This is a genomic window from Enterocloster bolteae (assembly GCF_002234575.2).
In the GTDB taxonomy this organism is placed as follows: Bacteria; Bacillota; Clostridia; order Lachnospirales; family Lachnospiraceae; genus Enterocloster; species Enterocloster bolteae.
Genome location: NZ_CP022464.2, coordinates 6,282,746 through 6,306,127 on the forward strand (window position 1 = coordinate 6,282,746; position 23,382 = coordinate 6,306,127).

23 protein-coding genes are annotated in these 23,382 nt (G+C 49.5%); 3 read left to right on the forward strand and 20 right to left on the reverse strand.

Going from position 1 to position 23,382, the window contains the following annotated elements; all coding sequences use genetic code 11:
- Window positions 1-81: 81 nt before the first annotated feature.
- The 13 genes from CGC65_RS29160 to CGC65_RS29220 all read right to left on the reverse strand — a co-directional run bounded on the left by CGC65_RS29160 (window position 82) and on the right by CGC65_RS29220 (window position 13,694).
- Window positions 82-858, reverse strand: a complete 777-nt coding sequence (locus CGC65_RS29160) for an SDR family oxidoreductase (protein ID WP_002569058.1) — start codon at window positions 856-858, stop codon at window positions 82-84.
- 36 nt (window positions 859-894) lie between these two features.
- Window positions 895-2,142 (reverse strand): enolase C-terminal domain-like protein, encoded by a 1,248-nt coding sequence (locus CGC65_RS29165; RefSeq protein WP_002569059.1) that lies wholly within the window; start codon window positions 2,140-2,142, stop codon window positions 895-897.
- A 12-nt stretch (window positions 2,143-2,154) separates the two neighbouring features.
- Window positions 2,155-3,234 carry an iron-containing alcohol dehydrogenase family protein gene (locus CGC65_RS29170; protein WP_002569060.1) on the reverse strand — a complete coding sequence of 360 codons (1,080 nt, stop codon included), beginning with the start codon at window positions 3,232-3,234 and terminating at the stop codon, window positions 2,155-2,157.
- A 21-nt stretch (window positions 3,235-3,255) separates the two neighbouring features.
- On the reverse strand, window positions 3,256-4,059 hold the full coding sequence (locus CGC65_RS29175) for a 5-deoxy-glucuronate isomerase (protein ID WP_002569061.1): 804 nt from the start codon (window positions 4,057-4,059) through the stop codon (window positions 3,256-3,258).
- 12 nt (window positions 4,060-4,071) lie between these two features.
- Window positions 4,072-5,346, reverse strand: a complete 1,275-nt coding sequence (locus CGC65_RS29180) for a TRAP transporter large permease (protein WP_002569062.1) — start codon at window positions 5,344-5,346, stop codon at window positions 4,072-4,074.
- Window positions 5,343-5,846 (reverse strand): TRAP transporter small permease, encoded by a 504-nt coding sequence (locus tag CGC65_RS29185; RefSeq protein WP_002569063.1) that lies wholly within the window; start codon window positions 5,844-5,846, stop codon window positions 5,343-5,345. The genes CGC65_RS29180 and CGC65_RS29185 overlap by 4 nt, the downstream gene beginning before the upstream one ends.
- A gap of 20 nt (window positions 5,847-5,866) precedes the next feature.
- Window positions 5,867-6,928: a TRAP transporter substrate-binding protein gene (locus CGC65_RS29190; RefSeq protein ID WP_002578420.1), complete on the reverse strand. Its 1,062-nt coding sequence runs from the start codon at window positions 6,926-6,928 to the stop codon at window positions 5,867-5,869.
- Between the two features lie 148 nt (window positions 6,929-7,076).
- Window positions 7,077-7,814, reverse strand: a complete 738-nt coding sequence (locus CGC65_RS29195) for a FadR/GntR family transcriptional regulator (RefSeq protein WP_002569065.1) — start codon at window positions 7,812-7,814, stop codon at window positions 7,077-7,079.
- Between the two features lie 78 nt (window positions 7,815-7,892).
- Entirely contained in the window at window positions 7,893-9,245 is a 1,353-nt protein-coding gene (locus CGC65_RS29200; RefSeq protein ID WP_002569066.1) for a sodium-dependent transporter, read from the reverse strand.
- Between the two features lie 179 nt (window positions 9,246-9,424).
- On the reverse strand, window positions 9,425-10,051 hold the full coding sequence (locus CGC65_RS29205; RefSeq protein WP_002569067.1) for a PHP domain-containing protein: 627 nt from the start codon (window positions 10,049-10,051) through the stop codon (window positions 9,425-9,427).
- 11 nt (window positions 10,052-10,062) lie between these two features.
- Complete coding sequence (locus CGC65_RS29210; protein WP_002569068.1) at window positions 10,063-10,821, reverse strand: ABC transporter ATP-binding protein; 759 nt, start codon at window positions 10,819-10,821, stop codon at window positions 10,063-10,065.
- Complete coding sequence (locus tag CGC65_RS29215) at window positions 10,811-12,544, reverse strand: ABC transporter permease (RefSeq protein WP_002569069.1); 1,734 nt, start codon at window positions 12,542-12,544, stop codon at window positions 10,811-10,813. Before CGC65_RS29215 ends, CGC65_RS29210 begins: the two co-directional genes overlap by 11 nt.
- Window positions 12,537-13,694 carry an ABC transporter substrate-binding protein gene (locus CGC65_RS29220; protein WP_002569070.1) on the reverse strand — a complete coding sequence of 386 codons (1,158 nt, stop codon included), beginning with the start codon at window positions 13,692-13,694 and terminating at the stop codon, window positions 12,537-12,539. Before CGC65_RS29220 ends, CGC65_RS29215 begins: the two co-directional genes overlap by 8 nt.
- Before the next feature lie 339 nt (window positions 13,695-14,033).
- On the opposite strand from CGC65_RS29220, the gene CGC65_RS29225 reads away from it, so the two are divergent.
- Complete coding sequence (locus tag CGC65_RS29225) at window positions 14,034-15,422, forward strand: sodium-dependent transporter (RefSeq protein ID WP_002569071.1); 1,389 nt, start codon at window positions 14,034-14,036, stop codon at window positions 15,420-15,422.
- A 17-nt stretch (window positions 15,423-15,439) separates the two neighbouring features.
- On the opposite strand, the gene CGC65_RS29230 is transcribed toward CGC65_RS29225, so the two are convergent.
- From CGC65_RS29230 to CGC65_RS29260, 7 genes are all read right to left on the reverse strand, one after another.
- The gene (locus CGC65_RS29230; RefSeq protein ID WP_002569072.1) at window positions 15,440-16,330 is read right to left on the reverse strand and encodes a hypothetical protein; all 891 of its coding nucleotides are present in this window, start codon (window positions 16,328-16,330) and stop codon (window positions 15,440-15,442) included.
- 315 nt (window positions 16,331-16,645) lie between these two features.
- A complete protein-coding gene (locus CGC65_RS29235; RefSeq protein WP_002569073.1) occupies window positions 16,646-17,110 on the reverse strand; it encodes a NanQ anomerase/TabA/YiaL family protein in 465 nt (154 codons plus the stop codon).
- Between the two features lie 13 nt (window positions 17,111-17,123).
- Window positions 17,124-17,939 (reverse strand): HpcH/HpaI aldolase family protein, encoded by an 816-nt coding sequence (locus CGC65_RS29240; protein WP_002569074.1) that lies wholly within the window; start codon window positions 17,937-17,939, stop codon window positions 17,124-17,126.
- A 45-nt stretch (window positions 17,940-17,984) separates the two neighbouring features.
- Window positions 17,985-19,274, reverse strand: coding sequence for a TRAP transporter large permease (locus CGC65_RS29245; protein ID WP_002569075.1), 1,290 nt, complete (start codon window positions 19,272-19,274; stop codon window positions 17,985-17,987).
- A 17-nt stretch (window positions 19,275-19,291) separates the two neighbouring features.
- On the reverse strand, window positions 19,292-19,795 hold the full coding sequence (locus tag CGC65_RS29250; protein ID WP_002569076.1) for a TRAP transporter small permease: 504 nt from the start codon (window positions 19,793-19,795) through the stop codon (window positions 19,292-19,294).
- Between the two features lie 26 nt (window positions 19,796-19,821).
- Window positions 19,822-20,937, reverse strand: a complete 1,116-nt coding sequence (gene dctP / locus CGC65_RS29255) for a TRAP transporter substrate-binding protein DctP (protein ID WP_002569077.1) — start codon at window positions 20,935-20,937, stop codon at window positions 19,822-19,824.
- A 26-nt stretch (window positions 20,938-20,963) separates the two neighbouring features.
- Window positions 20,964-21,614 carry a bifunctional 4-hydroxy-2-oxoglutarate aldolase/2-dehydro-3-deoxy-phosphogluconate aldolase gene (locus CGC65_RS29260; protein WP_002569078.1) on the reverse strand — a complete coding sequence of 217 codons (651 nt, stop codon included), beginning with the start codon at window positions 21,612-21,614 and terminating at the stop codon, window positions 20,964-20,966.
- A gap of 230 nt (window positions 21,615-21,844) precedes the next feature.
- Here CGC65_RS29260 and CGC65_RS29265 point away from each other — a divergent pair, with 230 nt between their 5' ends.
- Both CGC65_RS29265 and CGC65_RS29270 read left to right on the forward strand, forming a co-directional pair.
- Entirely contained in the window at window positions 21,845-22,714 is an 870-nt protein-coding gene (locus CGC65_RS29265; protein ID WP_002569079.1) for a LysR family transcriptional regulator, read from the forward strand.
- A gap of 159 nt (window positions 22,715-22,873) precedes the next feature.
- A complete protein-coding gene (locus tag CGC65_RS29270) occupies window positions 22,874-23,368 on the forward strand; it encodes an NADH-quinone oxidoreductase subunit NuoE family protein (protein WP_002569080.1) in 495 nt (164 codons plus the stop codon).
- The last annotated feature ends 14 nt before the right edge of the window (window positions 23,369-23,382 follow it).

A 23,382-nucleotide genomic window follows, 5' to 3' on the forward strand; every position in this document is an offset into this window, starting at 1 on the left:
GCACTAAAGCGTTAGCCCTTTCTTGCTTTCGGTTATCTCATTTCATGTTTCCAATACTTTTAAATTCGCCTAATCCGCTTTCTATGACTTCACCAGAAATCCTCCGTCTACAGGGATAACTGCGCCGTTTAAATAGTCGCTGGCAGAGGAAGCCAAAAACAGTATGGGACCCTTTAAGTCCTCGGGTCTGCCCCACCGGCCTGCGGCAATCCGCTTTGTACATTCGTCCTTGCGCTCCTGGCTCATATTAGCACACATCTCCGTATCCATATAGCCTGGGGCGATCACATTGCAGCAAATGCTGTGATCCGCGCAGTCGGAGGCAATACTCTTGGAAAGCTGAGTCACAGCTCCTTTTGCCGCAGAATATGCCGGCACGGTAGTTCCGCCAAAGAAGGAATTCATCGAACCGATGTTGATGATCTTGCCTACGGTGTCCTTGTCCCGCATGACCTGAATGGCCCGCTGGCACATAAACCACACATGATTTAAGTCCACATTAATCACCAGGTTCCACATCTCCTCCGGAAACTCCCATGGCTCATATCGTCTCTGGATGCCTGCGGCCGGAATCATAACATCCAGCTTACCTCCCAGCAGTTCCATAGCCTCATCGAACATCCGGTCCAGTTCTGCTTTTTTGGACAGGTCGCCGGCTACGCCGTGGGCCTTATATCCTTTCTTACAGTATTCTTCCACCGCCTGTTCCAGCTTCTCCTTCTGGAGATCCATCAAAACCACCTCGGCTCCGTTTTCCAAAAGCCCTTCTGCCATACCTCTGGACAGGCCCTGTGCCCCGCCGGTGACAATGCACTTCTTTCCCTGGACACTGAATTTTTCCTTATAGTCGTATACCATTTTCTTTACACTCCTCATCAATTATAATCTATATTCTCACGGCGTCTGGAGGCTTCCGTCCCGGTTTCTGGTTTGGGTCCACCTGGTCACCGTGTTCTCGCAAGGGTACTTAGCTGCCTCCCGTTCATTGATGTCCACCCCCAGACCAGGCCTTTCGTTAGGATACACGTAGCCGTCCCTAAATTCCGGAAGCCCGGGAAACACCTCCAAAAGCGCACCTTTCGGACCCTTTAAATCCTGGATCACAAAGTTGGGCGGCTCAATGCCAGACCACTCCTGAACCCCGAAATTCCTAGCCGCCAGATCGATATGGACATTGGCCGCATGTGCGATAGGGGACATATCTCCAGGACCATGCCAGGCAGTCCGGACTCCGTACTGCTCCGCAAACATCTGGAGCTTGCGCGCAGGCGTGATGCCTCCGATCTGGCTTATATGCACCCGGATGTAATCGATCAAATGCCCGCTAATCAAATCCCGCCAGTCAACAGAGCGGTTGAACAGCTCCCCTTGTGCAATGGGTACCCCACTATGGCACCGGATTTCCCGCAGCCACTTGGTTTGCTCCGCACACACCGGATCCTCTAAAAACAGCAGGTCAAAGGGTTCCAGCTCCCTGGCCAGCTTCACTGCTTCCGGCGGTGCCACCCGCTCATGGACATCGTGAATCAGCTTGACGTCATACCCGATTTTGTCCCGGATTCCCGCAAACAGCTTTACCGTGTCCCGCACATAGCGGGCCCCATCCAGGTAAACTCCTGGCAGAGCACCTTGGGGGGCGGCTTCAGGAATCACACCGTAACGTTCTCCTCCGTATCCCCTGCACTGGCAGCGGATATTCTGGATACCCAGTTCCCGGTACCTCTCAATATTTTCGCACAGCTCCTCCAAATCCCTTCCATCCGCGTGGCGGTAGACAGGCACTCCCTCGCGCACCCTGCCGCCAAACAGCTGATACAGAGGCATACCAGCCAATTTTCCCTTAATATCCCAAAGGGCCATATCAATTCCCGAGATCGCGTTGTTTTCAATGGGACCTCCCCGCCAGTATCCATTCTGATACATCAGCTGCCATAGTTCCTCTATATCTTCCGCATTTCTTCCCTTTAAAAGCGGCGTCAGATACTCTTCCACCACCAGCTTCACCGCCAGATGCCGATAGGAAAAGGTTCCGCAGCCCAGGCCGTAAAGGCCCGGCACATTGGTGTCCACCCGCACGGCCAGAAGGTTAATCCCCTCTGGTGCCGTACAGATAACTCTGATATTCTCAATTGTCACTGCCACTGTGCTTTCTCCTTATGCCTGATAAGTCTCTAACGCCGTGATAGCCTCCCGGATCATCTCCTTTGTTACCGGATACGGCGTATGCTTTAACTCCTGATTCTCCATCGTCACCTTCAACACATCCTCCAGCGGATCGGTGGGATCCAGCTCCAGATCTCCCAAGCAGACAGGCAGCTTAATAGCTTTGCTAAGCCGCCAGGCCCTGCTAAGCTTTTCCCAGTCATGGTCTGCCATGAGGTTGACCAGCATTCCATAGGCGACCACCTCTCCATGGAGATGCCGCTCCTCGATACACTTACGGCTGGTCATGCCATAAAACAGGGCGTGGGCGATACCGCCGTTGTAATCCGGATGGGCAGATACAGAAACAATACCCGGGGATATAATGATATTTAAAATCGTCTCCTCCAGCTCCCGGCTGATCACTCCTTTTGCGGCATCCTCCATGGCCTTCTCCGCCTTCTCCAGCATAGGATAAAAGCACATACTGCCTGCTGTAATTCCCAGAGCACTGCCATAATCCAGGGCTTCCCCAGCCTTGGCAGACCAGGCGGACTCCACGTGCTTTGCCATAGCGTCTCCGATGCCTGCCCAGAGGTAACGCACCGGCGCCGCCAGGGTCAGCTTGGGGTTGATAAAGCAGTGTACAGGAACATTTTTCAGCTTGAGAATCTCCCGGAAGGATCCGTCCTCATGGTAGAGGATGCTGATCTGCGTGATAGGCGCACAGTTGGAGGCAATGGAGGGTATTGTGTAGACCGGCTTACTCAGCCTGTCACCCACCACTTTTACCGTGTCAATACACTTGCCTCCTCCCACAGCCAGGATTACATCCGCCTCCTGGACTGCTGGTTCCCTCTCCAGCCGCTTCACATTTTCCCAAGTTGCGTCCTTTCCGTAAACCACCGCCCCTGTCACAATAATCTCTGCCTGCTCCAAGGACTGGAGCACATAATCTTTTGAAGCCTCCCATGCCTGTTTGCCGCATATAACGGCCGCCTTCCTCCCCCTGCCTATACGCTCCGGAAAAGTCCCAAAGGCATCCTCGCCCATCGTAAACTGGGGGAGATAAATGGAATGATATTGATTCATGGTCTTTTCACCTTTCTTGTTTCAGTTCATCTGTTCCCGACTGGGATCCAATACCGCCAGATCGTAACCGCGGCTCTCATGTGAGTGGGCTGCCAGTACCCAAAAATAAGCATTCCGTGTCCCCGGGGAAGCCACCGTAGGATGATAGCCCCTGGGTGCCAGCACCATGCTTCCGCTCTTCACCGGATGTGCAACGATATTATCTACATCCCCCGGGGCGGTGTAGCTTAGGTGCAGCCCAAAATGAGGCTCATCCATGTCAAAATAGCAGTAAATCTCCTCTAAGTCTGCCTCATGCTGGTGGGGCGGCCAACTGGTCCAGGCACCGTTGCCTCCCCAGGTCAGCCCGGCAATCAGGCGGGAAGCCTGAATCTCCTGGTTGAGCGTCATAAAAACCTCTCTCTGCCCCACGCCCTTTCCGTGAATCTGATGAATCTCACCCAAAGGCAGATGCAGATTAAAAGCACGGAAAAACGGTGTTCCATAGCCCTCATCCACGGAGGCCCCGATGTAAAAAACACAGTCTGCCTCTGCCTCGATGGCCACACTGTTTCCTCCCGCCGTGTAGAAGGAGTCAAGCCGGCCGCAGTGATATTGATGGCCAGCCAGCTCCAGTCCAGCCGCTCCCTTAATGCATACACCGTTCATCTCCTCGCCGCCAGGCTTCAGTTCATAACGCTGGCCTGCCGCCAGGTTCAGCCGGTACATTACCGCCACTTGACAGTCCTCCCTGCCAGGTACGATCACTTTATGAAATCCATATTCCTCAGGGGAAACGATTTTCCACTTTTCCATCCGTTCCCTTGTCACAACTCCCTGTACCATAATCAAACCTCCTTAGGTGAGAAACGTACAAAACCATTCTGAAAATACACACAGAAAAAATACTCCTACATAGCCAACCAAAAATGGAATCTCCGCCTTTGCGATCTCTCCCATCTTCAGCTTTGACACTGTGGCCGCCGAGTAGATGTTCACCGCTACCGGAGGCGTCATAGTTCCCACTACATTGGAAATACACACAATCATTCCAAAATGCACTACATTGATGCCCATGCTCTGAGCGATAGGCCACAATACCGGAACTAACAAAACAGCTATGGCTGTCCCCTCCATAAAGGTTCCGAAAATCAGAAGAATCACTGCTACCACCAGGCAGAACATTGTTGCATTTAAATTCATGCCAATCACCGTATCCACCAGGGCCTTGGAAGCGCCAGAGATTGTGAACACCCACGAGAAGGCTGTGGACGCAGCGATGATGAACAGGATCATAGCAGAACTCTTGGCAGAGTCCTTGATGATTTGGATTGTATCCGGCAGATTCAGCTCACGGTAGATAAAAGCTCCGGCAATAGCTGCCCATACAACAGCCACCGCAGCGCTTTCCGTGGCAGTCAACATACCGGAATAGATTCCTCCCAGAATAATAATGGGTGTAAGCAGCGCTGGAATGGCGTCCAGAAAAACCTTCACCACCTCGGCGGGCGTGCGCTTCACATTCTGTTTCGGCCACTTTTCCTTATGGGCAAACCACAGTACCTCCACCATCAGTACCAGCATAATCACAATACCAATCATCATCCCCTGCTTGAACATATTTCCAACAGAGGCACCTGTCAGCGTACAGTAAATCACCATTATAATAGATGGCGGGATGATGGGCCCAAGCCCACCGGACACTACCAGAAGTCCTGCGGTCCGCGGCCCTGGATAACCCTTTTTGATCATATCCCCGTAGAGCATGGTTCCGATGGCAATGACCGTTGCAGGGGCTGATCCAGATAAGGCAGCAAAGAATGCACAGGCCAGTACCAGCGCCAGGCTCATACCGCCTCTCACGTTGCCCACCAGGCAGTCCGCAAAATCTACAATCCGCCTGGAAATCCCCCCCTTCGTCATAAGATTGCCAGCCAGTACAAAAAATGCAATGGCCATGATAGAGCTGGACTGCAGCCCGCCAAAGATCCTTTGGGCGATAGCCGTGGAGGAGGCCGGAAGGCCCCCGAACACCACGGCCGCCAGAGAGGCCACACTCAAGGAGATGGACACCGGTACCCCGATTACCAGGCAAAGAATAAAAATCAAAAATAAAATCAATCCTGCATTCATGTCCTGTTTCCCTCTTTCTTTCCGAATTCTGCAATCTGCTGTACCAGCGTAATGGTCTGAATGACGAAGATAAGTCCGAAGGCCAGTACCAGCGAGAAATACATCAGAGACATGGGAAGCTTCATCACAGGCGTAGTTTGGCCGGCTTGAAGCTGCTTTAAGACCAGGGCCCCTCCCGCTTTAATCATGATAAAAGCAAATCCCACCAGAATCACCTGCCGGATAAGATCCACAATCTTGCGGGCCACACCGTGTAGTTTGTCCACCACGGCAGTCACCGCTACCTGGGTGCCATCTCTTAGACCCACCTCTGTTCCCAGCAGTGCCATATAGGTCATGCTGTATATGGCTATCTCTTCTGTCCAGGGCATGGATGCCTGGATAAAATTCCGATTCAGCACAGAAATGAAATAGGAAGCGACCATGGCCACAAAAGCAGCGACCATGACTGCATACTCTGCCGATGTAACGCATGACAGAAGCTTTTTCATAAATTTCATACGAATCCTCTCCTCTGTTTCTACTGTACCGCACTCTTGGCTGCGTCGACAGCTGCTGCCCATTTCTCGTCGTAGGAAGCACCATTCTTTTCCTGGGCCGCCTGATACTCTGCCTTTAATGCCTCGGTATCAATATCATAGAAGGTCACACCTGCACCCTCTAAATTTTCCACTGCCTCTGCATTAGCCTCATTCAGGTAGGTCCACTGGGCCTTGCACCCCTCCTGCACCGCATTGACAAAGGGCTCTCTCATATCTTCAGGAATCTTGTTCCAGGCATTGTCGCTCATACAGATCGGAATGTAGACAAAGCAGTGCTTTGTATTCGTGATTGAATTCACTCCTGCCTCATAATACTTATTAATCCAGCAGTTAGATACTGCATTCTCACAGGCATCAATGGTTCCCTGCTGAAGCGCTGTGAACTGCTCGGAGGCAGAGATGGCCACCGGATTAGCCCCAAAGGCAGTAAATGCCGCCAGCTGGCCCTCGTTCTGCATCACCCGGATTTTTACACCCTTAAAATCTGCCGGGGTCTGAATTGGTTTCTTAGAGAACACATCCCGAAATCCTGACTCTAAATAGCCAATGACGTGAAGGCCATGCTTTTCCGCCTCGGCAGAAATCAGATCTCCCAGCTCATTCTGCACCGCGTAATTAGCCTGGTCTGCGCTGTCCCAGAGAAAGGCCTGGTCTAAAATAGACATTTCTGGAATATAGTTGGCCAAAACCGAATTAGCGCAGGTAGCGATGTCCAGATCGCCCTGGATCGCCATATCCAGGGTATCTGCCTCTCCACCCAGAACGCCGCCTGCCTGGATGGTAAGCTGGATTTTTCCTTCCGTGGCCTCATTCACCAGCTCGGCAATCTTTTCTGCTCCCTTGTAATAATTCGACTGGGAATTATCCACCAATGCCATTGTGAAATTCAGAGATTCTTCATTGGCAGCAGCTTCCGTCCCGCTGTTCCCCGAAACGCTTCCCTTTGCCTCTGTTTGTCCGCTGCCGGACGAGCCGCAGGCCATAAGCCCAAGAGCTGTCAGTACCGCAATTCCTGATAATAAATACGTTCTTTTCAACACACTGATTTCCCTCCGTTTTCTAAATTGTTCTGTAAACAAAAAAAATATATCCGACGAATGCAGTGTAGCACATCGGATATATTTTGTCGATATGTTGGATTTTGTTTCTATATTTGCAGATATTTATTGTGTATATTGTACAATATTTTTAAAAGTCATTCGATGACTTTCCCGCCTTCTGCTGTTCAATCTCCTCAATAATCTTTCTTCGGGTACTGTTTAAGTGATCGATCATACTGTAACGGGCTCCACTGGCATCTCCCCGTTCGATAGACTCCGAAATCATATGATGGAATTTCACCGTCTGATTTGCCAGCTCGTCATTTGTGACCTTGCAGAACAGAGGGATTCCCTTGACTACAATCTCCATCAGCTTGCAGGCAATCTCATTCTTAGAACACCTGGCAATCTGAAGATGGAACTCTATATCCTTCTCATAATGGGATTCCTGCATCTGGATCTGCCAGCGCACCTCCGCCTCCAGCTCCATCAGTTTCCGGCAGTCCTCATAAGTCGCATTGGTAGCTGCCAGGGCAGCGATATCCGGTTCCAGCATCAGCCTTACTTCTGAAAACTCCAGCGCTTTATTTGGCAGCTCTTCCGGCAAAAATGCTCCCAAAAGGTTTGGCGTCTCTCCCCCGCTGATCTCAATGGGCTTTTGCTTCTGCCTCAAAAGATAGGTGCCGCTGCCCTGAACAACCTCCACCAACCCTTCAAACCGCAGCAGTTTTACCGCATCCCGGACAGTCCCTCTGCCAACCTCGCAGTATTCGGCCATCTGCAGCTCATTTGGAAGCCTATCGCCCGCCTTCATTTCATTCTCAATAATATACTGCCGTATCTTCACGGCCACCCGCTCCGAGAGCGTCTCTGTCTTTTGTCTCACCCAGACACCGCCTTTTTCCATCATGTTTTCTGTCAGTATACAATACCGCCGGGGTTCTGCAGGTGCAGGCACATTCAATCATCCAATCCCGCCATACACAATTCCCAGTATGAACACTATCACGGCCAGCGGCACATAGACATACCTGGCTAAAGGTCCGAAGAACTCTCCCAAAGGCTTTTTCCTGCCTTCCTCCAGTTCCTCCCGTATCTCCTTATATCCCAGAATATAATAAATGGATACAGCCCCCAGCACTGCGCCGAAGGGCACCACAATAATGGTGATGAAATCCATCCACGAACCCACCTTAGGCTCTGACTCCAGAAAAATACCCACTAACAGGGCAATGCCGCTGCACAGAGCCACGGCCGCTTTCCTGGGAAGCTTAAACCGGTTCTGCCATGACTCGCTTACGGCCTCAAACATATTAATTAAGCTGGTGATGCCCGCAAAAGCCACGGACAGGAAGAATATCACTGCGAACAGCCTTCCCATAGGCATCTGCCGGAAAATCTCAGGCAGGGTGATAAACATAAGGGGCGGGCCTGCGTTTGGCTCAATGCCGAATGCAAATACAGCAGGCATGATGGCAAGGGCAGCCATCATGGCAGCCACCGTATCAAAAAAAGCAGTGCGGATGGATGCCTTGGGTATATCCTCTGTCTTGGCCAGATAGGTGCCGTACACAATCATTCCCGAGCCCGTGATGGACAGTGAGAAAAACGCCTGTCCCATTGCCATGACCCAGGTATCCACCTTTAATAAATCACTCCAGTCCGGGGCAAAGAGGAATTTATATCCTTCTGCCGCCCCCGGCAGGAAGGCCACACGGATGGCCAGTATTGCAAACAATACAAAGAAGGAAGGCATCAGGACCTTATTAATCTTCTCAATACCCTTGGTGGCCCCAAACATAAGGATGCCGGCCGCAGTCACCACCACCAGGACATGCCAGGGAACACTTCCGAACTCACCTGTGGCCTGGCTGAAATAGGCCGCTGCATCCGCTGTAAGGATAGCCCCTGTTACGGATCCTGCCAGGGCTCTTACCACCCAGCCCACGATAATGGCATACCCAATGGCGATACCTAAAGAACCCAGAAGAGGAATCCAGCCCAGGAAATACCCCAGCCTGCCCTTTTCTATTTTTTTCCAGCAATATTCATAGGCGCCCAGGGTTCCGGTCCTGGCCCGGCGTCCAATGGCAAACTCAGCCGACAGCCCTACCAGGCCAAATAATACAATGAATAGAATATAGGGCACCAGAAACGCGCCGCCGCCGTATTGCCCTACGCGGTACGGAAACATCCAGATATTGCCCATTCCCACTGCGGAACCCACACAGGCCAGCACAAATCCCAGGCTGCTTCCAAAGCCGCCGTTCTGGTGCACGGCTGCCGGTGAGGAATCCGTTTTTTTCTGCTTGTTCATAACTTCTCCTTTATGACATACATTTAGACGGCCTGCGGTCCTGCATGAAAATGAAACAGGACTGCCTGTAACGCCATCTTTAATATACTACCCCATTTACACCATTTAGTCAAAGTTTTAAAGCAAAAAAGCGGCAATTAGAAAAATCCGAAAAGCAATCCACAAAGAACCGGCATCTGTTATAACATATCGACCACATCATAGCTGCTTCCGTTCCACACTGCCGGACGCACCTGCCTGGTCTTAAGCTGTTCCACAAAATCCTTCAGACAGTCTACCTTCTCCGGCAGCCATGTGGCATACTTTCCAATCTGGCCCTTGGTGTGGGCATCACTGGCCCCTATGGTCTTAAGTCCTAATTCCCGGCAGTAAGAAAATGCCCTGCGGTTGGCCTCCAGGGCCGTACTGCCGTTTAACACCTCCACCCCGTGGAGCCCTTTGACCGCGCGGAGATTTTCCTCCAGACCGCGGTTATTGTTCCGGAAAGGGTGGCAGGAGACACAGAAACCGCCGGCCTCATTAACATGGTTTATAAAATCCTGGGCATCCACCCGGCAGCCGGGATAATCTTCAATCCCCCACGCCGTGATATCCCCCTGAAGGGAAAAGAACTCAATACCCACAAAAATGGGAAAACCGGTCCTGTCTGAATACTCTGCCGCATATTCCCTGAGTCCCATGCTGTCATGGTCCGTGATGCAGACAGCGTCCAGCCCCCTGCCCCGCGCTGTGGTCACAATTTCCTCCAGGCTTATTTTGCTGTCCGATGAATAAGTACACTCATGAAGATGCATGTCAACCAGCATTTAGGTTCCTCCTATCTCTTGATAATTTTAAGCAGCCTGCCGTCCTCTGTCCATACCAGGCTCTCCAGATCCATGAATTCAGCCACAAACGGGCTGGCCGGCTTCCGGCAAAGGTCCAGGGGCGCGTCATTCTGGACCAGCTCGCCCTGGTCCATGATAGCGATACGGTCAGCCAGGATAATGGCCTCCTCCTGGTCGTGGGTGACGAACACCATGGTCAGCCCCAGGTCTTTCTGGAGCCGTTTCAATTCATAGCGCATCCTGGTGCGCAGGGCAGCGTCCAGGTTGCAGAAGGGTTCATCCAGAAGGCACAGCTTAGGCTCCACAATCAGCGCCCTGGCAAGGGCCACCCTCTGCTGCTGTCCTCCGCTGATTTCCTGGATATAGGCCGAGGCATAATCTCCAAGCCCCACCATCTCAAGATAACGCATCCCCTTCTGCCGGGCCTGTTCCCGCTTCACTCCCCGGAATTTCAAGCCGTAAACCACATTCTGGAGCACTGTCATGTGGGGAAACAGGCCGTAGGACTGGAAGACGGTTGTCACAGGCCTCTGTTCCGGAGGGATACGGGTGATGTCCTGGCCATCCAGCCGCACGCTGCCGCTGTCCGGCTCCAGGAAGCCTCCTATCATATTGAGGGTCGTTGTCTTCCCGCACCCTGACGCCCCAAGGATGCACAGAAGCTGGCCCTGTTCCAGGGTAAGGGATAAATCCCGCACCACTTCCCTGCCGTCAAAGTGTTTTTTCAAATGGTCAAGTTCAAGATACACGTCGCTTACCTGCCTTCCATGTTATTAAATAAGCCATGCCTTCCACTGCCAGCACCACCAGGATGATGCTGGTGGCTATCAGGGAGGCCAAGGCGTAGTCTCCGGTATAAACCGCATCAAAAAGCTTGAACACTGCCAGCTTGCGGCCCGGATCTATGAGGAACAGGATGGCTCCGGCCGTAGTCATGCTGCTGGAAAAGTTATACACAAAACAGCTGAGAAAGGCCGGTCTGAGACCGGGCAGTATTACGGTCTTCAGCACCGACATCTGCCCCCCGCCCAGGTCCCGCACTGCTTTTTCCTGTGCTCTGGGCACCTGGGTCAGGGTGGCCGAACATATCTTTGTGGCCGTGGGAAGCTGCTTGAAAAGCATGTTGGAAATAACAATCAGGGCAGTGCCTGTCAGCTTTAAGGGCGGAGAATTAAAGGCCAGGATATAGCCGATTCCAAAGCAGGTTCCCGGCAGCATATAGGGCAGCGTAACCAGACAGTCAAAGAAATTCCGGCCCGGAATCTGTCTCCGCTCCATGTAATAGGCGAACAGCATGGCAAAGAGGGTTCCGGCCAGGGATACAATGAGCGCATATGCCACGCTGCGCCCCATGGTGTCCAGGTCAAAACGGACCATCTGTTCCAGATACCGGGTGGTAAAGGAATACACACCTCTGGTGCTTTTGAGGAAACCGGATATGAATATACATCCGTACTGCAGAGCCATCATAAAAAAGAACAGTATGCTTCCCAGGTTTGCCAGAATCCCGGCCGCCCCGCATTTTCCCAGTGAAAGGGCCAGGGGCTCCTGTCTCCCCCTGCTTCCCTCTGTCAGCATATCCGAACGTTTCATCAGTTTCCGGTAGAGGAAAAACGCAGCTATGGAGGGAAGCATCAGAACCATATTCATGGCGGAGGCCTTCTCCAGATTAGAGTATCCCACCAGCTGGAGATATATCTCTGACGCAATAGTGCTGAACCTTCCGCCGATGATGACCGGAGTCCCAAAATCTGCCAGGGAACGGACAAAGGAAAGGAGCAGGGCCACCCAGATCCCCGGCCGTATAAGAGGCAGTACAATGTCCCCCAAAATGGCCTTGGGGCTGGCTCCCAGATCCCTGGCTGCCCGTATGCTGTCTCCATCCAGTTTGGTCAGGATTCCCCCCAGGAACAAGGCATTTAAAGGCACAAAGGAAAGGCTCTGCATCAGGATAACTCCCCAGCAGTTATAGGGATCCCAGCTCAGCCCCAGCAGCCGGTACGTAATCCATCCCCGGCGTCCATAGAGCTGTATATAGGCCAGGGAGGATACAAAGGGAGGGGAGACCATGGTAATCAGCAGAAGCGCCATGCAGAGCATCCTGGCAGCTCCCCGTCTTGTGGTAAGGAACAGGGCTGCCGCCGTGGAAAAGGCAGTGCACAGCAGGGATGCGCAGACACCCACGAACACACTGTTCCAGAGATTTCCCCTGTACTGGTTCCAGACAGCAGCATATGCGTCATAGCTTATGCCCTTTCCGTCCCACAGACTCCGTATCAGGATGCAGAGCATGGGCCAGAACACAAACAGGAAAACGCTGGCCAGCAGAACTGCCAGCAGCACTTTATCCGCCCCATATCCTGCAATGCCAAAAAGGACATCTTTCGATGCCCTTTTGCCATACATGTCTCCATGCATGTTTCCGTGTTTATTTGTATTCATATCTCTATGGATGCTGTCAAACCTATTCATCTGCTGCCTTATCTCCCATCAGCGCCTCAAAATGCTCCAGGATTTCCGTACGCTTTTCACCGAACAGGGACAGGTCCTCCTTCATCAGCATGCCGGTGTCATATCCCAGGTCCAGTCCTTCCAGGGACGGCTTGATGGTCTTTACGCTGTTCTTCTGGTCAATCTCTGCCAGCATCTGGAGATTCTCGTCACTGCTGAACAGCCACTCTATAAAGTACTTGGCCGCGTCTGTATTCTCTGCATTCTTAAATGCCGCCACTCCCTCGGGAACCCATGGAATACCATCCGCCGGGTAAACGATGGACACATCATACTCGTCTAACAGGGACTCGATGGTGCCGTCGATGTATGTGATTCCGATGGCATATTCATCGGTGGTCACCTTATTCTTAGGATCGGATCCGCGTTTTGCATAGTAAGCTATATTCTTATTCAGACCTTCAAAATAGGACCAGCCATCCTCTTCGCCCTTAGCCTGAAGCAGGGCATTGACCACAGCATAGTTGGTTCCTGATACAGCCGGGTTGGACATGATGATTTCGCCTTCATATTCTGCCTTTAACAAATCATCCCAGCTGGCAGGTGCCTCTATATTAAGCTCCTCCATGAGGCCGTCGTTGAGCAGAAAGCCTACGATGGTGATTCCCTTGGAATACCAGTAGCCCTCCGGGTCCTTAAAGTCCTCTGCCAGGTCCCCAGAAGCGTCAAAGGTAACCTGTTCTAACAGTCCGTCATCCTTCGCGCTCATGAATGCGTCAATGCCGCCTCCAAACCATAAATCGGCAGATGGTGTGCCGCCCTCCGCACGGAGCTTGGAGAGCACCTCTCCTGAGGACATGGACAGCAGCTCAACCTTAACACCGGTATCCTCTGTGAATTTGTCAAACAATGTTACATAATTCTCGCTGGTGGCCACTACCTTCATGGTGCCGGACAGAGCCGGTGCTTCTGCCTTAGATTCTGCATTGGCTTCTGCCTTAGTCTCCCCCTGGCTCCGGACTTCAGTTTCCTGGGCTGCGGTGGTTTCCCCGGTCTGGGATTCGGCAGGAGCCCCTGCAGTATTATTGCCTGTGCCATTGCTGCTGCCGCAGGCTGCCAGGGCCGGTACCATGGTAAGCGCCATTAACAGGGCAACTATTTTCTTTCTCATCTGTGGTCGTATCCTTTCTTAATCGTATTTTATATCACTATCCTGTCCTCTTCTGAAGGACAGCAATAACCATTGTTGAATTATAATGAGCACCGGCCCTTAAGTCAATATACAGACTGTCTGTATAGAAAAAAACAAACAGGCAGAAAATCAGATAGAAAAAATCTATTCGCTGCCGAGGCCCGCTGGACTGTATTAATTTGTAAAAAGGAATAGACGGTGCCAGGGCATTGTGATAGAATAAACAAGGTTATTTTCCCGGCATATGGCCGGGATTTTTGATGAATATGTGTAGATATATGCCAGATATATGATGGATATAATGGAGGGGTTTTGAAAATGGAACATAAAAGAAGCCAATGGGCCAGCAACATAGGTTTTATACTGGCCGCTGCGGGAAGTGCTGTGGGACTGGGAAATATATGGAAATTTCCGGGAAAGGTGGCTGCCGGAGGCGGCGGGGCGTTTTTAATCTGCTATGCGCTGATTGTCCTGTTCGTAGGATTCCCGGTCATGCTGGCAGAGCTTTCCATCGGGCGCAGCACCCAGAAAAATGTGGTGGGCGCCTTCCGCCGGCTGAACCCGCGCTGGAGCTTTGCCGGGGGCATCGGGGTCCTGACCTTGTTTGTAATCATGTCCTACTACAGTGTAGTCGGAGGATGGGTGATGAAATACATTTCGGTGTACCTTACCGGGGCGGATTTCAGTGCCTTTGGAAACGACAGCAGCAGATTTTCCGCTTATTTTGCAGATTTTATATCACGGCCTGCAGAACCGCTTCTCTGGGGCGCCGCCTTCCTCCTTCTGTGTATCTACGTGGTTGTGCGGGGCGTATCAGAAGGAATTGAACGGGTCAGTAAATTTTTAATGCCCGGCCTGTTCGTGCTCTTAACCGGAATTGTGGTCTATGCCATAACCCTGGACGGAGCCGCCGAAGGCCTTAAATATATGCTGGCAGTGGACCCCGCGAAATTCAACGGAGGAACCGTGGTAGCCGCCCTGGGCCAGGCCTTTTTCTCCCTCAGTGTGGGAATGGGCATCATGGTGACCTACGGCTCCTACGTGCCAAGGACAGAGAATCTGGCCAAAAGCGCCGGCTGTATCTGTATCTTGGACAGCCTTGTGGCCCTCCTGTCCGGACTTGCCATCGTGCCTGTGGTTTATATTACGGCTGGTCCCGAAGCCATGGGCATGGGAGGCGGGTTTGCTTTCATGGCTCTTCCTGAGGTGTTCAGCCGGCTGCCTGGCGGCGTGTTCTTTGGTTTTGCCTTCTTCCTCCTGCTGTTCGTGGCAGCCCTGACCAGCGCCATCAGCATCCTTGAGAGCTGCATCGCATGGCTTACGGAAGAATTCGGTTTTGCCAGGTTAAAAGCAACCCTGCTCCTTGTGATTCCCATGTCATTCTTAAGCGCAGGTTATTCGCTGTCCCAGGGAGCCATGGACATAAAGCTGCCGTGGTTTGATTTTACCAACGGCGTCCAATATCTCCCCATGAACGCTGTCATGGAAAAATTCACTGACAATCTGATGATTCCCCTGGGAGCCCTGTGCTTCTGTCTGTTCGTGGGATGGGTTTGGGGAACAGACAACGCCTCAAAGGAAATTGAAGCCTCAGGCCACAGCATGGCCTGGAAACGCCTGTGGGCCTTTCTGGTAAAGTTCCTGGCTCCGGCGGTTATTATTGTCATATTATATTTTACAGTTGGCCGCGGACAGGGTCTGTCCTGATAAATCCATTCTGTAAATCATGAAACTAAGGTTCCGGTATCCGTCTTTCCGGAACCTGTATTTTTTGCATTCCCGCTTTCCTCTGTCCAAATTCCTGTGTTGTTTTCTGCCCGGATTTCCGTCTTGTTTTCTTCACGGCTCTTTTCTGCCTTATCTTCCCTTACCGGATCATCCGCTTCCCGGTTCTCCTCCAGCGCATCCATGCTGTCTCCAAGGCTCTTTGCCTGACTGTCCCCAAGGGCCGAAGCCCGGTCTCCCAGCGCCGCAATTTCCATTTCCTTCCGCTTTAATGCGCTCGTCTCATTGTCAACCATGTCCGCCACATTGGCAGCGCCGCCCATGCCTTTGCTGACCAGGGCATCCACATGCACACCGCCCTGGCTGACCTCAGCTTCCTTCACATGCATCTCACCCTCAACCCGGTCCTTTACGGCGGATATCTTCTCAGCATTCCTGATACCATCCGATACATTGGCCAGACTGCTTAAACGCTCCACCTCGCGCTGTTCCTCCGTCTTATGAGGGTCAGTCCTGTCCGTCTTTTTCTTGTCATCCGGTTCCGCACATGCCTTGGCCTGCTGGGCATACAGTCCTGCTATCTGTTTATCCAGGTCGGCCAGCTGCTTTCCGTAGTTTTTAAGCTGGTCCTTGATGTCATCCACCTTACCGCCGTTTTTTAAGGTGTTCTCCACCAGTTCATTCTTTCTGTCAATGATGGTCTGCTTCTGCTTTGTCAGATTCTCTATCATGCTCATCAGCTTTCCCTGGGGCGAGAAATCGGCCCGGTCACTGCGCCCGGTTCCGGCAGATTTTCCGGTTCTGCTATTATTCTTTGCAAAGGAGGCGTTTACCCTTGCCGCATTGATAATGGTGTTTTTAGGCTGGATTGCGTTAAAATTTATCCTCATTGTTTACCTCCCACTGGTGTTATAGGGTTTTTGGGGCTTCTTATTTCTATTTATGTTATCGTACGGCTGCGGTTAAAGTTTATAGTCAGAAGTTAATATCTTCCGCCACTCATCAGATCATGAAATACTGATAACATTCGTTGGAATCCATTACCGCTTTCCATGTATCATAAACTTTTCATAAATGCAGCATATCCTAAACATTTATGACTTTTATATATTTGGAAAGATTACCGGATTTTAAGTTGCATGCAAAAAGGGAATCCGTCAACCAGCACTGTGCTGACGAACTCCCTTCTACTACTGCTTAGCATCCTATACCCTGTCCATGCTCACCTTCACAACCACTTTCCTCACCTTTCCAGGGTGTTCCACCATACATCCCGGACGGTGGATATCATTTGGAAAAAAAATGTTATAGCAGCCTTTGGTTGCTATGAGAAAGCTCTCGTCTCCCACATCGTCATAGAAGTAAATATCTCCTTCTTCCTTCCCATCTGTAATGGTCAAATCTCCTATATCCGGAGCAAATCCCAACATTTCTCTTCCCTTTGCAACAAACTGTACATCTGCATACTTCTTATGTATTTCTGGTCTTTTATCTGCGGAAGCACAGGTTGTTATATCCATTACCATCGCATATATATCCTTTCCGTCAATGGCATATGTGCCTGGTTCCATCTGTGTAAAATCCCTGCTCATAAGATATTCCAGGGCTTTCTGGATTCCCTCCGGATATTTTCCCAGGTCCTCATTGGTATAAATAGATGAAGATATCATATAGTCACCCTCCCTATACAGTCTCAAAATGCTTTTTTAACGGAATATAGACATCCTTCCTCAGGCCGGCTAAGAGCATCTTGAAATTCGTTACATCGTTTCTCAGCGTCATTACCCTGACTCCATTTTCCGCCATCTCAATTGCCCGCTCCAGATTGGGAGGCGCGATGGGACCCATCAGCGGAATGCCTTTTTCTTTGGCCTTTTTAAACAAACGTTCAAACCGACTCTTCACCTGTGGGTTGTCAAAGTTATATGTCTCTTTAATACCCAAGCCAAGCGCCAGATCCGATGGCCCTAGCTGCACTCCCCCCAGTCCCTCCACATCCAGTATCTCATCCATATTATCAAAGAATTCAGGGTCCTCTGCCAGTGGTATTATCAATGTCTCCCGGTTGCATTTTTCAACATACTCTCCAAAATTAAAGTCAGGATAGCAACCATAGCCTGCGCTTCTGCAATCCGTGGCTGAGCCTCTCACACCATAAGGAGGGAACCTGACAGCCTGTACCATTTTTCTGGCATCTTCAGCTGTACGGCAATGCGGAACCACTACTGCGTCTGCCCCGAACTCAGCAGTTGTGCGAATCAGTACCTCGTCATTATACTTGACACGGACGCATGTCCCCATTCCGCTCTCATTGGCAGCAATGATCAATGCCTGCAGTTCCCTGTCAATGGTCACAGGTGTATGCTCCATATCAATAAAGACAAAATCAAATCCTGAGTATCCTATCATCTGGACCACGATAGGGCTTCCTGTGAATATCCCCATTCCCACTGCCAGCTTACCTTCATCCAATATTTGTTTCATCTTATTTTCTCTCATAATGTTTCTCCTTTTTATTTTTACTTAAATTCGATTTAACCGTTTTTAATAGTTCAGAAATATCTTAGGAAGAACCAAAACAACATCCGGTATGTATGTAATGACAAGCAGAAAAGCTATCATGACTGCAATCATAGGAAGTATCTCCTTTATGATATCCTTTAATGGCGTTTCAGAAATGGCTGATGTTACAAACAACAGAGGACCATAAGGAGGCGTCACCATTCCTATCATCATATTAATTACGAACATGACCCCGAAGTGGACCGGATCGATACCAAATCCCTGAACCAGCGGGTATATCATGGGAATAAATACCAGTGTAATGGTGTTATTGTCGAATATCATACCCAGTATTAGGAACATAATATTGCATATCAGCAGGAATACATATCTGTTATCTGTGATTCCCATAATAAAACCGCCTAACAGTGTAGGTATGCGCTCCAGTGTGGATATATAAACAATCACGGACGCACAGCCCACGGTTATGGAAACCGTGCCTACAGTCCTCGCTGTTTCCAGCAGTATTTTTTTTAAAGACTCCCAGTTTAACATCCTGTACACCAGTACAGACACTATCAGCGCATAAGCCCCTGCCACCGCACCTGCCTCAGTGGGTGTCACCGCGCCTCCATAGATTCCTCCTAAAAGGATGACCGGCGTCAGCAGTGCGGGTATTGCCTTAAATGTGTATGTCAAAAAAAGAGGTATTGTATATTTAGTACCATAAGGATACTTTCTCCTATAGGATACCACCAGACAGTACGCTCCCAAAAATAACGCAAGCATAACCCCCGGCAGCATACCTCCCATAAACAGTGCTCCTACGGAAGCGCCTGTAAGGGACGAGTACAGCAGCATGGTCATACTGGGAGGAAAGATGGGTCCAATTGTAGCGGATGCTGCTGTTATGGCACAGCTGAAACCATCGTCGTACCCCTGGCGCTTCATCTCTGCTATTTCCATGATACCAACGCCGGAAGCATCCGCCATGGCTGAGCCTGTCATTCCTGAAAAGATAAGAGATACCAGAACATTAACCTGAGCCATGCCGCCCCGCATCCTTCCCACGATACCATCTGAAAAGCGGAAAATCATATCAGATATCTTACCTGTATTCATTACATTTGCCGTAAATACAAACAACGGAATGGCTATGATGACATAATTATTCCAATATGCCTCACATATGCAGTTAGGTATCACCCCCATATTCCCTCCTGTAGCCAGCATATATATGACGCCTACAGAAAGCATACCTAACGCAATGGGCATACCTGTAAGGAATATCATGGCAAAAGCCGCTAAAAACACAACAATTCCTATATTCATACTATCTTTCCCCCTCTCTACCCTGATTGCCCCCGCTTCTGCCGGAACCACCCTCTTATATCCCTGTACAAATCCGCGAAGGAATAACACATCACACCAAAAACAAGGATTATGATTGGAAAGAAGTAAAATTTAACCGGAATTTTTAAGGATGGACTAACGGTTCTGTATTTTACAATATATTGAACTGTGGGCTTCATCAAAATTCCATATGTGACGCCCATGAGCAAATTGCGAAAAATCCTTAACCACCTCTGACCGTCTTGCGGCAGTAAATCATATATCATAGTGAAATTTACATGTTTATTCAGCCTGCGCACATAACATGCTCCTAACAGAACAGTCCATATGTAAGTCGCTACCTGTACCTCCGTCCCCCACGCCGGGGGACGGTTCAGTATATACCTGGAGAAAACAGAATACACAAATGCCAGGAAAAGAGCTGAAAATGTAATAACCGGAATAAAAACTTCCACAAAATCCCTTATTCTTAGAAATAACCATTTAATCTTCGCTCTCATTGCATGCCTCCTCTCATCCTGGCGGCCTATTTGATTATCTCGTTAAAAATATCCATGTTCCAGTTTTTCTCGTTGTCCGGATTGGAAAGATAGTATTTGAATGCGTACTCCTTAAATGCATCCTTATCTGGTTCCTGCAGATTAATCCCATACTTTTCTACACATTCATCCAATATTTTCGCTTCCTCAGCCATCACATCCTGGTTATTCTGTTCAACAGCCTCCCTTATAACCTGCGTCAACAGTTCCTGCTGCTCTGGAGTCATATTCTCCCATTTATCACCATTAACACACACCAGATTGGCTGTTATCATATGGTCTGTCATGACAATGCTCTTTGACACCTCCTGCATAGCATTTGCATACGAAGACAGAATGATATTCTCCTGGGCATCCACAGTACCTGTCTGCATGGCAAGATATGTCTCGCTGCTGTCAAGGGGCGTGGGCTCCGCGCCGATTGCCGTCCCCATGTCAAGGAATGACGCTGAGTTTGGCATACGGATTTTTACTCCTTTTAAATCCTCAGGGGTCTGTACTGTAAGTGAGCCGTCTGAAATCCATACATCACGTCTTCCCAGGTAAAACGGGGCGATTACTTTAACGTGAAATTCATCCCAAATCTGATCCTGCACCCATTTTCCAACCTCCCCCTGCGTGTCCAATACCTGCATCATATCGTCCACGTCATCATATAGGAACGCAATATCAAACATATTTGCCCACAGCGCTCCATTGTCATAGAAATATCCCAGCTGAATGAATCCTATATCAATATTTCCATCCAGGAGAGCCCCCAACTCTGCACTGGACTTAAAAAGGGTGGCGCTGTCATAATGTTCAAACTGAAAGTTTCCCCCGCCCTTTTGTTCTGATACCTCGGATATCCTGGACTGCAGAAGCTGGGTCGATGCTCCGGGCAGCTGGGAAGTGGATGTAATCAGCTTGACCGCATCTTTGCCAGCCGTATCCCCGGCAGAAGTTTCTGTTGTCTGTGTCCCGGATGTCTGGTTTTCGTCCACCTGGGCTGCAGATGTCTGGCTCCCCGCTGCCGACTCCTTTTTCCCGGAACTGCATGCCGCCAGAGAGACTGTTATGAGTGCTGCTATTGCCAGAACAGATAACCTATTTTTATTTATCATATAGTAACCCTTCCCCTCTTAATTTTTTAAGAATTAGCTTTTATTATCTCAATATGTTCTCTTGCCCGTTTCTCGATCTCTTTATAATCTTTCTTCTCAATCAGGTCATTGGTCAGAAAGGCCCTTGTCCCAAATGCCTTTATCCCTGCCTTAAGGAATTGCGGAATCGTATCAAGACTTACATTGCAGGTAGCCTGCATGGGGATATGCCCCAATGGTCCCATAAGGTACTTCACATGGTTTATATCGTCTACTATATACAGCTTCACTATATCTGCTCCGCAGTCCCTGGCGTGAACAATCTCTGTGGGAGTCATGGCACCAGGTATGGATACCATATCTAATTCCTTTGTGCGCTTGATAACCGCATCGTTTGAGTTTGGCGATACGATGTAACCAGCTCCCAGACGGCAGGCCAGTTCCACCTGGTCCACAGTCAGGACAGTTCCCGCGCCCATACACACCCGGTCACCCACAGCAGCCTTTACGGCCATCATCTGTTCCTCAAAATATGCCTCAGGATCATCCTTGCAGTGATTGTAGGTAATTTCGATAAACTTAACTCCCCCATCAGCCAGGGCTCTGGCCACATCTGCGGCATCTTCCGTGGGAACCCCCCGGAAAATTACGATTAACTTTTCCTTTTCAATTCCTGCAAGTACTTCATTTCCACCCATGTCAAATTCCTCCTGTTATATTTTTTATTGTCAAAAACGTACAATAACGGCATGATTTATTATGCACTTTTTTTATTCTCCCCTCCTATACGGAGAGGGGGTTTTCTTTTATTTTGACATATTGTATATTTTTGATATTTATAGTATACTTTAACATAAGCATAATTACTAATTCTTTTTTCCGGATTCTATTATCGAGAAAAACGATAATTTTCAGAGAGGTGTTGTAAATGAATACACGGCAATTAGAATATATTCTTGCCATCGCGGAAGAAAAAAATATTCTCCGGGCTTCGGAGAAACTTTTTATATCCCAATCTACACTGAGCCAGACACTGATTAATTTAGAAAAAGAGCTGGGCACGCCGCTCTTTATTCGTAATCAGAGAGAGCTTGCCATAACCGAGGCAGGCCAGTATTACATTGAGGCGGCCAGAGATATTATGCATATAAAAGAACAGGCATATGATAGGATACGCAGTATCTCTGTTACGGGTAAAGAACGTTACCGCGTGGGGATATCTTCCCAGGAAGGAATGGAACGTTTTTTGACTGCCTCCGGTCTTTTTCAGAAAAAATACCCTGGTGTGGAACTATATGCCACAGATGAAAGTACCAAAAATCTTCTGAAAAAATTAAACATGGGGCAGCTTGCTTTAATTATTACCTCCCTGGATTCCCTGCAAAAAATCACCCTTCCTTATAAAGTACTCAACCGTGAAGAAATCCTTCTATTGGTTCCCAGGACTCTTCCATACAAAATATGGGGCGAAAACCGCCGTCTTAAGTGGGAGCTGCTTAAAAACGAACATTTTATTCTATCCAAGCAAAACTCAACCATGCGCAGTATTACGGACCATATATTCAAACAGCTGGGGGTTAACCCTGATATTGTATGTGAACTGGACAATACCTCAGCCACCATACATATGGTAGCTGAGGGTACCGGTCTTGCCTTTTTGCCCAGTGGTCTTAAAGTTGAGAATGAACAGATCCGTTATGTATCCCTGACACCTAAAGTCTATCGGTATCAGGTAGTTATCTACCAGGAGGAAATGTCCCAGAACCCCAAGATGACTGATTTTATTGATCTGCTCTGAATTGATCTGTTTCGTCACTTTTTTCTAAAACACGCTCTCGCATTTTCAACAAATTCCGCGTTATTAATTTAACTTTTATTGACTATTTTGCCCATATTTGTTAGGTTAGTCTTTATGGATACACATTATTTCAGAAAACGGACATAAGGAGAATAAAGCATGGAAATCACCAGCCAACTGACCGCCGAGGAAAAGAGGGCTATCATCCGGGACAACGGAGGGGACAAGGAACACCTTCTGGCTATCCTCTATGAGCTGCAAAACGCCTCAGGCTACAACTACATTGATGAGGAAACTGCTGCATTGGTGGCAGAGGAAGTGGGAATGAATCCCACACGGGTATATGACATCATAACATTTTATGCCATGTTAAAGACAGAACCAAAGGCCAGGTACGTGCTGAAGGTATGCAACAGCACTCCATGCCATTTCTCCCGTTCTGAGGAAATCGCACAGATTCTGAAGGAGGAGCTGGGTGTGGGCATAGGCGAAACCACAGAGGACGGCGTCTTTGCCTACCACTATATCCCCTGTGTGGGAGCCTGCGACATAGGGCCTGTCATCAAGGTTAAGGACACGGTATACGGGAATCTGGACCGCCGGAAAATACGTCAGCTTCTGGCTGACTTAAGGTCCGGTAAACGCAATCAATAATTGGGGGAGAACAC

Coding starts and splice junctions, on each gene's coding strand:
- CGC65_RS29160 (WP_002569058.1), bottom strand. CDS start 858: ATGGTATACGACTATAAGGAAAAATTCAGTGTCCAGGGAAAGAAGTGC.
- CGC65_RS29170 (WP_002569060.1), bottom strand. CDS start 3,234: ATGAATCAATATCATTCCATTTATCTCCCCCAGTTTACGATGGGCGAG.
- CGC65_RS29175 (WP_002569061.1), bottom strand. CDS start 4,059: ATGGTACAGGGAGTTGTGACAAGGGAACGGATGGAAAAGTGGAAAATC.
- CGC65_RS29180 (WP_002569062.1), bottom strand. CDS start 5,346: ATGAATGCAGGATTGATTTTATTTTTGATTTTTATTCTTTGCCTGGTA.
- CGC65_RS29185 (WP_002569063.1), bottom strand. CDS start 5,846: ATGAAATTTATGAAAAAGCTTCTGTCATGCGTTACATCGGCAGAGTAT.
- CGC65_RS29200 (WP_002569066.1), bottom strand. CDS start 9,245: ATGAACAAGCAGAAAAAAACGGATTCCTCACCGGCAGCCGTGCACCAG.
- CGC65_RS29205 (WP_002569067.1), bottom strand. CDS start 10,051: ATGCTGGTTGACATGCATCTTCATGAGTGTACTTATTCATCGGACAGC.
- CGC65_RS29215 (WP_002569069.1), bottom strand. CDS start 12,544: ATGAATAGGTTTGACAGCATCCATAGAGATATGAATACAAATAAACAC.
- CGC65_RS29220 (WP_002569070.1), bottom strand. CDS start 13,694: ATGAGAAAGAAAATAGTTGCCCTGTTAATGGCGCTTACCATGGTACCG.
- CGC65_RS29225 (WP_002569071.1), top strand. CDS start 14,034: ATGGAACATAAAAGAAGCCAATGGGCCAGCAACATAGGTTTTATACTG.
- CGC65_RS29230 (WP_002569072.1), bottom strand. CDS start 16,330: ATGAGGATAAATTTTAACGCAATCCAGCCTAAAAACACCATTATCAAT.
- CGC65_RS29235 (WP_002569073.1), bottom strand. CDS start 17,110: ATGATATCTTCATCTATTTATACCAATGAGGACCTGGGAAAATATCCG.
- CGC65_RS29240 (WP_002569074.1), bottom strand. CDS start 17,939: ATGAGAGAAAATAAGATGAAACAAATATTGGATGAAGGTAAGCTGGCA.
- CGC65_RS29245 (WP_002569075.1), bottom strand. CDS start 19,274: ATGAATATAGGAATTGTTGTGTTTTTAGCGGCTTTTGCCATGATATTC.
- CGC65_RS29250 (WP_002569076.1), bottom strand. CDS start 19,795: ATGAGAGCGAAGATTAAATGGTTATTTCTAAGAATAAGGGATTTTGTG.
- dctP (WP_002569077.1), bottom strand. CDS start 20,937: ATGATAAATAAAAATAGGTTATCTGTTCTGGCAATAGCAGCACTCATA.
- CGC65_RS29260 (WP_002569078.1), bottom strand. CDS start 21,614: ATGGGTGGAAATGAAGTACTTGCAGGAATTGAAAAGGAAAAGTTAATC.
- CGC65_RS29265 (WP_002569079.1), top strand. CDS start 21,845: ATGAATACACGGCAATTAGAATATATTCTTGCCATCGCGGAAGAAAAA.
- CGC65_RS29270 (WP_002569080.1), top strand. CDS start 22,874: ATGGAAATCACCAGCCAACTGACCGCCGAGGAAAAGAGGGCTATCATC.